This is a genomic window from Colwellia sp. MB02u-6 (genome assembly GCF_014077095.1).
Classification (GTDB): Bacteria; Pseudomonadota; Gammaproteobacteria; order Enterobacterales; family Alteromonadaceae; genus Cognaticolwellia.
Genome location: NZ_JACGVG010000025.1, coordinates 157,894 through 170,375, shown reverse-complemented (window position 1 = coordinate 170,375; position 12,482 = coordinate 157,894). Strand labels below are relative to the sequence as shown.

6 protein-coding genes are annotated in these 12,482 nt (G+C 38.6%); 2 read left to right on the top strand and 4 right to left on the bottom strand.

The features are described 5' to 3' along the window. Positions 1-28: 28 nt before the first annotated feature. The 4 genes from mnmH to pulA form a co-directional block, all read right to left on the bottom strand. Positions 29-1,135, bottom strand: a complete 1,107-nt coding sequence (gene mnmH / locus H4J46_RS02090; RefSeq protein WP_182231914.1) for a tRNA 2-selenouridine(34) synthase MnmH — start codon at positions 1,133-1,135, stop codon at positions 29-31. Continuing rightward, on the bottom strand, positions 1,135-2,166 hold the full coding sequence (gene selD / locus H4J46_RS02085) for a selenide, water dikinase SelD (RefSeq protein WP_182231913.1): 1,032 nt from the start codon (positions 2,164-2,166) through the stop codon (positions 1,135-1,137). The genes mnmH and selD overlap by 1 nt, the downstream gene beginning before the upstream one ends. Positions 2,167-2,256: 90 nt before the next feature. Then, positions 2,257-3,861 carry a cation:proton antiporter gene (locus tag H4J46_RS02080; RefSeq protein ID WP_182231912.1) on the bottom strand — a complete coding sequence of 535 codons (1,605 nt, stop codon included), beginning with the start codon at positions 3,859-3,861 and terminating at the stop codon, positions 2,257-2,259. 480 nt (positions 3,862-4,341) lie between these two features. Next, positions 4,342-7,200 (bottom strand): pullulanase-type alpha-1,6-glucosidase, encoded by a 2,859-nt coding sequence (gene pulA, locus H4J46_RS02075; protein ID WP_182231911.1) that lies wholly within the window; start codon positions 7,198-7,200, stop codon positions 4,342-4,344. Between the two features lie 595 nt (positions 7,201-7,795). On the opposite strand from pulA, the gene H4J46_RS02070 reads away from it, so the two are divergent. Further along, on the top strand, positions 7,796-10,600 hold the full coding sequence (locus tag H4J46_RS02070; RefSeq protein ID WP_182231910.1) for a TonB-dependent receptor: 2,805 nt from the start codon (positions 7,796-7,798) through the stop codon (positions 10,598-10,600). A gap of 260 nt (positions 10,601-10,860) precedes the next feature. Further along, entirely contained in the window at positions 10,861-12,381 is a 1,521-nt protein-coding gene (locus tag H4J46_RS02065) for a tryptophan halogenase family protein (protein WP_182231909.1), read from the top strand. Positions 12,382-12,482: the final 101 nt, after the last annotated feature.

Sequence of the window (12,482 nt, the reverse complement as noted above, 5' to 3'; positions counted from 1 at the left end):
GCTCCAGATTCAGTTAACCATTACAGTTTTATTTATCCTGTATAAAAGCTAAACATTGGGCGTTGTTACCTTGAAAAACGACTCGGTCAGCTTTTAATCCTAACTGGTATTGATACATAGGATCATAATACTCACTAAGCAAGGGTTTTAACCAATCTAAGTGATACTCTAGTTGACCCTTTTGCTGCTGAGATAAGGCCACAGTCTGTATTTGCTTTAATTGACCATAACGTTCTGTACCTAGGCGTTTTCGTACTTTGAATAAACCTTGGGCTAAATACTCACTGAAGGCAACAAAACCTTGTTCTTCACCATAAGCGAGTTGGTATTGGGCGGTCATTTTGATGATATATTCTTGGTATATTTGCTCAAGTCGATAATCTAAACTTTCTTCAATCACTACAACTGGCGCTAAGGTCATCGCTTGGCGTAAACTTTCAGGTAAATGCACGCTACCAATTAATCGGCCTTCATCCTCCAAGACTAGCCTTTGCGCTAAAGGAAACTTACCCTGGATGTATTGTTCAGCCAATTTGTTTTCAAAATTTATTTGATTGGCTTGCGCGGTAACAAAACCGCCAAAACTTGAGCCTCGATGACCGGCTGCGCCTTCTAAATCTAAACTGTTCGCACAGTGAGCCAGAAAAGGCGTTTTTCCACTACCGGTATTACCCGCTAAAATCGTTAAAGGGTGTAACGCAAGTTGCTCCAATTCGTTCAGTAAAAACTGACGTAGTGCTTTGTAGCCTCCGGTAATCAATGGGTAGTTAACCCCTGAGTCTTTTAACCAGCCTTGCACTGTTTGTGAACGTAAACCTCCACGAAAACAATATAAATAACCTTGTGGGTTTTCCCTAGCAAAGTTTTGCCATTGTGCCATCCGGCTTACTTTACTCTGTCCACAAACAAGGGCATTACCCAAAGTAATAGCGGCTGCTTGGCCTTTATTTTTATAACAAAGACCAACTTCAGCGCGCTCATCATTATTCATTAGCGGATGATTAATCGACTGTTCAAAAGCGCCCTTTTCAAATTCAATCGGTGCGCGTACATCCATTAAAGGCAGTTTATTAGCAATAATAGTGCGAAAATCAGCGCTATCGGCGCGCGCTGTTACTGAACTATTAACGGCCATTACACTAAGCTTACCGTAGGTGAAGTGGCTGTAACAATTTCGCCAATAGGTTCAAGGTTCAAACCACTTTCTTGACATAAGTCTTCAAAAGCTTGCTTGCCTGCCGGCTTAACGGCAACCAGTAACCCGCCACTGGTTTGAGGATCGCACAAGAGTGTTTTCTGTTTTGGGCTTAACGGCCCAATATGCTCGCCATAACTGGTAAAGTTCCGTTCACAGCCACCAGGTACACAGCCTTGGTCGATGTAGTCATGAACAAAATCAAGACAGGGTACTCGCTCAAAATCAATCACAGCCGAGACATCACTGCCTTGACACATTTCCAAAAGATGCCCTAACAGCGCAAAACCGGTCACATCAGTCATAGCGGTTACTGTGTCTAGTGCTGCAAATTTTTGCCCAATAGTATTTAAAGTTTTCATCACTTGCGGCGCTATATCGGCATGTTCAGGTAACAATTTACCTTGTTTTTCTGCTGTGGTTAAAATACCAATACCCAAAGGTTTAGTTAAATATAAAAGATCGCCAACCTCGGCAGTATTGTTTCGCTTAATCTGCGCGTTATTAATCAGGCCAGTAACCGCTAAGCCAAAAATAGGCTCTGGCGCATCAATTGAGTGACCGCCCGCTAGTGGAATACCGGCTTCAGCACAAATAGCTCTAGCGCCATCAAGTACTTGTTGGGCGATTTCTGGTGCTAAAACATTAACCGGCCAACCTAAAATAGCTATCGCCATCAGTGGCTTACCACCCATAGCGTAAACATCGCTAATAGCGTTACAGGCAGATATTTTACCAAAATCAGTTGGGTCATCGACAATAGGCATAAAAAAATCAGTAGTGGAGATCACGGCTTGGTCATTGCCAATATCGAAAACGGCTGCATCATCTTTGGTGCTATTACCCACTAAAAGTGCGTTATTCACCGGTAAAGTAAGTGATGACTTTAGCATCACGTCAAGTACCGATGGTGAAATTTTGCAGCCACAGCCTGCGCCGTGTGAGTATTGAGTCAAGCGAATTTTTGTCATGGTGTCTTCGTATAAAAGAGTAAGCAGGTGCCTAATTTACAGTAATACCTGCCCTGTTACACCTGCCGATTAATATTTATAATCTGCCACTTAACTTGCAGATATACTTTGTTTAACTAATAACGCCGCTATTTCATGTTGTGCATAGACAAACGAGCTAATATTAATACCTGCTAATTCGCTTTTTTCTTCTAAGGTGTTAACTTTCACTATTAAGTTTGCCTTAGGATAGTAATTAAGCACAGCTTCACAAATAATTTGCTTGTTTCTCAAAGAATTGGCAGTAACAATAATGCTACTGCTTTGCTCTACCTTTAATGACTCTAATACGGGCTTTTTGTCTAAGTGACCAAAATAGGCATTATAGCCACGCTTTCTTGCCAGTAATACATGCTGTAAATCATCAGAAATAATTAAAAAATCAACACCTCTACTGGTCAGTTCTTTCGCAACAATTCTGCCCAAAATAGCAAAACCACAAACAATGGTATGGTTGCTGGCATCTACCGCTGTTATTTTGTCTGCTTCAAAAAATTCAACAACAAAAATGGCGGCTAACTTATAAATATTGCTGACCATAAAAGGCGTTAATATCATCGATAACACGGTGATCAAAATTAGAAAGCTGCCTAAATTTTCTGAGAGAATATTTTGACTGATCGCCAAGGCAAAAATAGCGAAAGAGAACTCTCCTACTTGGCACAAAGCAATAGCCGATTTTATCGATTCACTTTTATTCGCTTTTGCTCTCATTAGGAGATAAACGATAATGGCTTTTATTATCATCACCAAGGCTAATATACCCAGTACCCAATGTAGGTTGCTGATAAAAAATAACACATCGATTTTTGTGCCAATAGAAAAGAAAAACGCCCCTAATAATAAATCTTTATATGACGATATATCTGATTCTACTTTTATGTGGAATTTAGTTTCTGCGATGATCATACCCGCAATAAATGCGCCTAAAGAATAAGTAAAGCCCATTTCATGAGCAATCAGTGAAGCACCTAATACAATAGTGAATACCGAACTTAAAAATAGCTCTTCCATGCGCGCATTTGCTGAGAAATGCAGTAACCAAGTAATGATTTTTTTGCCAATAGTAAACATGAAAATAATAATAAGGCTGGCATAAAAAAGCGTTTTTAATAAAATATCAACCAGCGATAATTCATTATTAGATAAGAAGCCCATTAATAATAAAATAGGAATCACCGCCAAGTCTTGAAAAACCAAGATAGCAACTGACTTTTTTCCATAAGGGGTAACAATATCTTTTGATTTCTTCAAATAGGGTAATACGATGGCCGTTGAGGATAAGCTAAATGAAAGCGCAATAATTAATGACGATATCGGTTCAACATTAAAGCCATAAAAGGCAATAATAAAAATAACAATAGAGCTAAAAGCAACCTGTATAAAACCATTAAAAAATATCAGTTCTTTCATTTTACCCAGCTTAGAAAAAGACATTTCTAAACCTATAGTAAACATAAGAAAAACAATACCAAACTCTCCAATCAGCTCAAGAGAGTGAGGTGTGGTGCTGCCATTAAAATCAAAAAAATTACTCACAATAGTGCCAGTAATAATATAACCAATAATATGCGAAATAGAGAATTTGGTTAAAACAATATTTATAACGCTCGCCAGCGCCAAGGATACAGCAATAATAACAAGTATGGAGTCCATCTAAGTCCTTAAATTAGCCTGACTATTTATATCAGCAATTAAAAATTTATCTGACAATTTCCATGCACATTACAGGCCATTAAAAAAACAAAATCAGCACACCAGCAATGCACTGAGTCATGAAATTAACTAATTAAATTCAACAACTTAAAATAAAATCATACTAAGTCTATGTACTAGGTTTTTATCTGGCGCTTACTCTTAGTGCACGCTCACCATTATAGTGCAATTAGAGGGCTATATTAATCATTAATTAACTGAGTAGTTAAGCACAAAGCTTAAGCCAAAAAAAAATAAATGGATGGATGGATGGATGAAAATATGCAAATCACTGAGTTTTATCACCACATCAGTGCTCTGGAGGACCTATTTACTTAGGATAAAAAAGGGGTGACTACAGACACCCTTAGTTTTACCCCAAATACTTTCTACAGCAATACTATTTGAGCAACAAGCCGGTTTTTCCTCTAAGGCCAGTCGTTAGTACTTAACAAACACCACACTTGATAATGCCGGCACAGTAAAGCCCTTCTTATCTACTTTACTCTGCTTTAGCATAGCATCCAGGCTATTTTGTTGGATAGGATGCAGTTGATAATCGTTAGCTTGAGGGTAGGTGAATGTTTGTGCTTTAGTACTGGTATTAAAAATCACCAGTAAACTTTCAACATTTTCATCAACGCGTTGGCCAAGTGTGTCATCTATCTTCATCACCAACAAACCTAAAGGTTGATTAGCTATTGAATGCTTACTTAGGTTAAGAAAACTCACCTTGGCTATAATATCCTCAGCGGTTGTTAATCTAAATAATGGTGAACTCATGCGCAGCGCGATCATCTCTTTAAATATCTTAGCACTAAAGCCAATGTCTTGAGCGCTAACCTGATCTCGCCCTTGATGACCTTTACGTACTTCGTTAATTAACGACCAGTTTTCTTGGTCTTTATCACTAGGCGGCAAACCAACATGGTAGTAATTTTTATGCTGAGAAAAATCAACACGATTAAACCAATCACCATAGTCGTAACTGTCTCTAAGAAAAGATTTTGAGCGCATAAATTCACTGCCCATATGCAAAAAGGGAATACCTTGAGCATAGAGAACAAACGACAAGCTTTGTAAATGCATTCTAACGCGATCAGCGGTTGAAACATCAAAGGCCAAACGATACTGGCTGTTATCCCACAGCGTTTGATTATCATGCTTTGAAACATAATTAATAGTATCAGCAGGGTCTAAGGCGTAGCCTGTTGGCTGGTCGCCATAAGGAATATCTTTGCCTAGTCTCGCTTTACCTTCAATAAAATAAAGCGGAAAGTTTGATAAATTCCCCGTTAAACCAATACGTAGCTGATCCATGCGAAGATGGTATGCTTGCAAATTATTTTTTTGTGATGAAATACTTTGTGATTGACGTTCGTTTGGCTGCATCAGTAAACCATTACCTAGCCCTTGTGAATCACGCGTATTATTACCACCGCCACGCACTGCATCACGTAATCTGTCACTATAAGTACCAATTTCACTGCCACCTAGCTCTAGTTGACTGGCTTGAACAAAACGAGTGTTATTCGCAACTTCACCAAAGTTCCAACCTTCGCCATAGAAATAAGTATCCGCATCCACTGCTCGCACCGCTTCTCGCGCTGCCAGCATGGCACTTTTGGTTTGATGACCCATCAAATCAAAACGAAAGCCATCTATTTTATAATCACGCGCCCAAGTCACCAATGAATCTGACATTAACTTTGCCATCATCACCCGCTCGGTCGCGGTATTTCCACAGGTGTTACAGGTTGATTGTTCGACTGCACCTGTAATGATATTAAGCCGGTGATAATAATGGGGCACAATTTTATCAAGCACCGACTTTTCTTTTAAACCAAATTGATAAGTATGATTATAAACAACATCCATAATGACGCGAAAACCTAAGCGGTGAATACTTTGCACCATTTCACGAAACTCAACTAAACGGCTTTTACCTTTTGGACTAAGTGCATAACTCCCCTCGGGTACCGTGTAATGAAAAGGGTCATAACCCCAGTTAAAATTATCAAATTGACGCAGTTCACTAACGATTTTTTGCGCTTGAGCACTACTAACATCAAAACTAGCCAGTAATGATTTCAAGCTTTGTTCTTCACTGAAATCACTTAAATAAGAAAAATCAGTAGTACAAATATCACTAGTTGGCACAATATCACATACTTTTACCTTTACTTGAGCAACAGTATCATTGATATCTACCGACTGACTGTCGTCTTCATTAATAGAGGCTAAATCGTAAGTGGGCAATAAATGAATATTGTTTAATCCCGCTTTTTTCAGTGCTTTTAAATGCCGTATGCCACTGGAATTTTGCTCGCTAAACGCTTTGTATTTGCCTCGAAATCTATTATTAGACAGCGCATTATCATCAGCGCTAAAGTCTCTAATGTGCGTTTCATAAAATATATTATCTTCAATGTTTTCAACCCTAGGCACAGTCTGACTTTGCCAGTTAAGCGGTTGCGTACTAACATCATTTAAATCAACTACCTGTGAATATTTACTATTAACAGACAAGCTAAGTGAATATGGGTCTGTGGTGATCAGTGTTGCTATTTTCTTTGATTGAGGATGATAAACAGTGACCTGGTATTGATAGTAAGCGCCATCGAGTGAGCTATCACCAACAACAGACCAAATACCAGACTTGGTATCTTCAATCATTGTTAAACTAGAGGTTGATGAGGGAGATAAATCATCATTAAAAAGTAATAATGTTACCTTTTGCGCTGTTGGAGCCCATAACTTAAAGCTCACGCCATTTTCAGTGATCTTTGTGCCTAAATTTGTTTCTTCATTCGCATCATTTTCACCTTGTGTATAAAGGGCGTCTAACACCGCGCCCGTTTGTACAAAATGTACATCTTGTATTTTCTTACTTTGCGCCAGCCCAACAACCACTAATGGCTGCTTTAACCATGCTTTAACTTGTGAAGGTAACAACTCAACTTTATAGGCCTGAAAATCAGCAAGATGTGGAAACTTATTCATTAAATAATCAGGTAAATTAACCGCTAATAAATCAAGGGCCGAAAAATCTGTTTTTGCTATGTTGACTAACTGGTACAGTACCTGTTGGTTAGCTTTAGGCATGACCAATAAATTTGGTGTTAGCCAGTGAACTGAACTATCACTCGCTTGAGCAACTAGCTCAGCAGGTACAAATGAGTTTGCTTCAGCTACCACTGGCAGTGAAGTGTGCTTTTTCGACTGTTCACTGCAAGCCGTTAACAGTAGCGCAGCAAAACATGATGCATAAATAAAAAGTGATCTATGGTGCTTTTTCATTGTAACCAATCTAGTAAGTTTTCCTTGCCGTTAACTTACTTGTTAAGAGCATATAAAAAAACCCATTTTGCTATTTTGCATACGTATTCAGTTTAATATTAGCCGCTAGTATGGCTACTGAGTATCATTGAGCCAGCTCGATTCAACTTGAATCCGTCAGGTTAATTGAGGGGTATCGTTTGCGCTGTGTCAATTACATCAGGTTATTGCTATTACGTTAACGCAAAAATAAAATGCTCTGGCTCAGCCGATCTCTGAGCGGACTAAAACAATTCATACCCGGTTATTTATTTTCTCATCAATGTTCTCATCAACACTCTCATCAACGTTCTCATCAACAGAGTAACTTACTTATTTTAATAACTGTCGTTGCATACGTATTCAATCGATTTTTTGGATAAATACACCAAGTGAATACGTATGCATACGCTATTCATCTGCCAGTCAGCGCTTTATATTAAAGTTGTTCAAAATCACTGTCTTTTAGCTTTATTTAACCAGAGGACGTGACAGGACTAATAAAAAATATAATGATTAAGCTCATGGGAAAATGGCTTATAAAAATTAATTAAAAATCAGCCAGGGGAACCTTTCAATGTTAAATTTTAAACCAAGTAAAATGACGTTAGCGTTAATTTCAAGTGGCCTTATCGCCTTAAGCACACCAACGTTTGCTGCTGAAGAAGTTGCCGCAGCGAAAAAGAATGACGAAAAAGAAATTGAAGTCATTCAAGTTAGTGGCTTTCGTAAAAGTATTGTCGAATCTATCAACCTTAAGCGTTATTCATCCAACGTAGTTGAAGCTATTTCAGCAGAAGATATAGGTAAATTGCCAGATTCTTCAATTGCTGAATCAATTGCTCGTTTACCGGGCCTAGCAGCACAGCGTATTGACGGTCGTGCCAGCAAAGTAAGTATTCGTGGTTTTGGCGAAAATGAAAGTGGCACCACCTTAAATGGTCGCGAGCAAGTGTCTATTGGTGACAACCGCGGCGTTGAATTTGACCTGTACCCCTCTGAAATTATGAGCGGCGTTACCGTTTATAAAACACCCAATGCTAGCCTTGAAGGTGAAGGCATTGCCGGTGTAATCGATTTACAAACCATTAAACCATTAGACCAAGATGGTCGTGTTATTCAATTTAATGGTACCTATGAAAAAACCAGTTTTGATAAATTAAACCCTGATGGTGATGATGATGGTTTAAAAGGCACATTCTTCTATATGGATCAATTTGCTGATGATACCTTAGGTGTAGCTTTTGCCTACACTACCATGGCATCACCCAATCAAGAAAAAAGATGGAATTCATGGGGTTATCCTGAGTTTGAATATGAAGATGGCTCAAAAGGTTCTATCTTAGGTGGGGCTAAGCCATTTGTTCGCTCATCTAACTTAGAGCGTGACTCAGCGATGTTAGTGATTGAAGCTACGCCAACCGATGACATAAAGATGATTTTTGATGCACTTTATGTCGACTTTTTAGATACTAAAATTTTACGTGGCATTGAAATACCTTTCGCATGGGGTCAAGGTTCTATTTCGGCTGATACCGCAGTAATTGACGCGGCAACAGGCTTTGTTACCAGTGCAATCACACAAGACCAACGTGTTGTAGTACGTAATGACTATGAAGAACGTGAAGCACAATTAATGTCATTGGGTTTTAATACTAACTGGGCAGTAACAGATGGTTGGATATTAGATTTTGATGTGGCTTATTCAAAAGTTGAACGTGATGTTTACAGTGTTGAAAGTTATGCTGGTACCGGTCGTGGTGATAGTCGAGGTGCTGGTGATGACTTAGGTTACACTTTTAACTCTGGCAATACCGGTGCTACTTTCTCTCACGGCTTAGATTATAGCGATTACAACCTAATGCAACTAGGCGGTCCATTAAGTTGGGGTTGGAGTGGCGCATTAAATGACCAGTATGGCGTTACCGGTACTGAGTACGAAAACCAATTACAAGATGGCTTTATCAATACCCCAAGCATTGATGATGAGCTAATGTCATTAAAATTTGCCGCTAACCAAGAGCTTGACTTTAACTTCATTACTGAAATAACTTACGGCGTTGCTTATCGCGAACGTGAAAAAAATAAGCAATCTGAAGGTTATTTCATGACCTTAAGTGATTTTTCTCTTGATAATCCAGGTATGAAAGTTGTACCAGAAGCATACCGTGAAGGCACTGCTAATTTAGACTTTATTGGTATGGGCGATATGATCGCTTATGACACCATGGGCTTAATCAAAGATGGTTATTATAACCTAATGCAAGAAAGCTTAACTAACCCAACACATGCGACTAAGTCTTGGACGGTCAATGAAAAAGTGATGTCTGCTTTTATACAAGCGGAAATATCTGCTGAAATTGCGGGTATGCCATTAACCGGTAATTTTGGTGTGCGTTATGTGCATACCGACCAATCGTCGCAAGGTAATGCTTTTAACACCGTTGATGGTTTAGTGGTTACTCAACCGACTGACGTCAGCCATGACTATAGTCACTTTTTACCAAGTGTAAACTTGTCAATGCAAATTGACGATACTCAAACATTACGCTTTGGTGCTGCAAAAACTATTTCTCGTGCGCGTTTAGATGAAATGAATGCGTCATTTAACGCCTCGTATAATCAACAACCCGATACCGAGGGTAACTACTGGAGTGTCTCAGGTGGTAATCCTTCACTTGAGCCAAAAGAAGCCATTGGACTTGATTTATCTTATGAAAATTACTTCAGTGCTGAAGGTTACTTTTCCGTAGCACTTTTCCACAAAGATTTACAAAACTGGATCTTTGATGGTAGCTACGCCGTGGATATGACTGGCGTAGCAAACCCAGCGACTGGTGTATTACCCGCAACCACATCAGGTACTGGTAATGGTAAAGTCAATGGTGGTGAAGGCACGCTTTGGGGTTATGAATTATCGGCAACTTTACCTCTTAACATGCTAACAGAACATCTTGATGGTTTCGGAATTATTGCGAGTTATACTGGCATTGAATCTGATATGAAAGATCAAAATGATAATGACTACGAATTACCTGGTTTATCTAAAAGCATTACCAGTGCGACCTTTTATTACGACAAAAATGGTTTCTCTGCCCGCGCCAGTATGCGTAAACGTGATGCCTTTAAAGGTGATGTTTACGGCCTAGGTTTCAATACAGTACAAGTTGATATTGTCGGTGAAACTATTTTTGATGCACAAATTGGTTATGACTTCGCTGAAGCTGGTTTTGAAAGCTTAGAAGGTTTATCTATCTTCTTACAAGGTTATAACTTAACTGAAGAACCATTCACTTCATTACAAGGTGACAATGCACTTCAAGTACGTGATTACCAAGACTACGGTAGCTCTTATTTATTAGGCTTTAGCTACAAAATGTAATTTTTTAGTCTAGTGCAATAAAATAAAGCCCTTGTGATAATTTCTTACAAGGGCTTTTTTATACCAATTCCATTAATTAGGTGGTCTACTTTATACGCAGGAAAAATGGCCAAATACAAGGCATTTTTATTTAATAACTAGTTGTTCTAATTATTAAATAAATAACGCAGTAGTGGGTTATTTTAACCAGTAAAAATGATCAGATAATTAGTGAGATTGGTATTAATTAACCTACACGGCTATCAGGCTTGAGAGATATTATGCATAAAAGTAACACTCAGCGTAAGATAAAAAATATCGTTATTGTTGGCGGTGGTACCGCTGGATGGATGACAGCTTCACTACTAGCAAAAGTACTAGGTAAAACCCTCAATATTACTTTAGTTGAATCAGATGAAATTGGCACTGTTGGTGTTGGCGAAGCCACCATACCTCCTATAGTTAACTTTAACAGCGCTATTGGCATTGATGAAAAAGAGTTTATTAAAGCCACTAAAGGCACAATAAAACTGGGAATAGAGTTTAATCACTGGCATAAAGACGGTGAGCGCTATATGCATGCTTTTGGCAGCGTAGGGAAAAAATTCCCTTTTTGTGATTTTCATCATTTCTGGCAAAAACATCAACAATTACAAAATGGCAGTGACAATATTGACGGTAAAAGTTTTTGGGATTATTCCTTAAACTACCAAGCAGCTAAGCAAGGTAAATTCGCGCCAATTAAACACATTCCCAATACAAATTTACCTGGGTTGGCCTACGCTTATCACTTTGATGCCGGTTTATACGCTAAATTTTTACGTAAACACGCAGAGGGCTTAGGGGTAAAACGCATTGAAGGAACGATTACAGACGTAGCGCAAGATGATAAATCAGGCGATATCAAAAGTGTAAAACTTGAAGATGGCACCTGTATTACCGGTGATTTATTTATTGACTGTACCGGCCTAGCGGCTATTTTAATAGAAAAAACACTCAGTACTGGTTATGACGACTATTCTCACTGGTTGCCCTGTGATCGTGCCATCGCCGTGGCTTGTGAAAAAACGGATGATATTGAAGCTTACACCCGCTCAACTGCCCATAAAGTTGGCTGGCAATGGCGCATTCCACTGCAACATAGAACAGGAAATGGCTTAGTTTATGCCAGTAAACACATCAGTGATGAAGAGGCTAAAGCGTTATTACTCAAAAATATTGACGGTAAACCGCTAGCAGAGCCAAAAATTATCTCATTTAAAGCCGGTCGTCGCCGTAAACAATGGAATAAAAATGTTATTGCTATTGGTTTATCTAGTGGCTTTTTTGAACCCTTAGAAGCCACTAATATTCATTTAATTCAAACGGCTGCTACACGCTTAGTTAAATTTTTTCCTCACCAAGGTATTAACCTTGAGGAAGTTAACGAATTCAACCGTCAATCAAGAGCGGAGTCTGAAGGTATTCGCGATTTCATTATTTTACATTACAAACTCAATAATCGCGGCGATAGTGAATTTTGGCGGGCTTGTCAGCGCATGGATGTACCTGAGTCATTAATGAATAAAATTCAGTTATTCAAAAAAACAGGGAAAGTATTTTGTCAGCCTGACGATTTATTTACTGAAATAGCATGGCAACAAGTCATGATAGGTCAAGGTAATATACCCGAAGATCATCACCCATTAGTCGATACTTTATCAAAAGAACAGCTGGACGATTTAATGAAAAACTTAAAAATATTAATCAATCGCACGGTAGAAAAAATGCCAAGCCACGATGATTTTTTACACTCATTATAAGCGTGTTGGGTAACAACAAAGCTATAATTTAAAAAATAATAGTTTAACAAAGCGATGAATTAACAGATTTATCGCTTAAACATATATTCAAAGCCAATACT

What these genes read in the sequence shown, in the direction of transcription:
- H4J46_RS02070 (WP_182231910.1), top strand. Translation starts at nt 7,796, where the DNA reads ATGTTAAATTTTAAACCAAGTAAAATGACGTTAGCGTTAATTTCAAGT.
- H4J46_RS02065 (WP_182231909.1), top strand. Translation starts at nt 10,861, where the DNA reads ATGCATAAAAGTAACACTCAGCGTAAGATAAAAAATATCGTTATTGTT.
- H4J46_RS02080 (WP_182231912.1), bottom strand. Translation starts at nt 3,861, where the DNA reads ATGGACTCCATACTTGTTATTATTGCTGTATCCTTGGCGCTGGCGAGC.
- pulA (WP_182231911.1), bottom strand. Translation starts at nt 7,200, where the DNA reads ATGAAAAAGCACCATAGATCACTTTTTATTTATGCATCATGTTTTGCT.
- mnmH (WP_182231914.1), bottom strand. Translation starts at nt 1,135, where the DNA reads ATGGCCGTTAATAGTTCAGTAACAGCGCGCGCCGATAGCGCTGATTTT.
- selD (WP_182231913.1), bottom strand. Translation starts at nt 2,166, where the DNA reads ATGACAAAAATTCGCTTGACTCAATACTCACACGGCGCAGGCTGTGGC.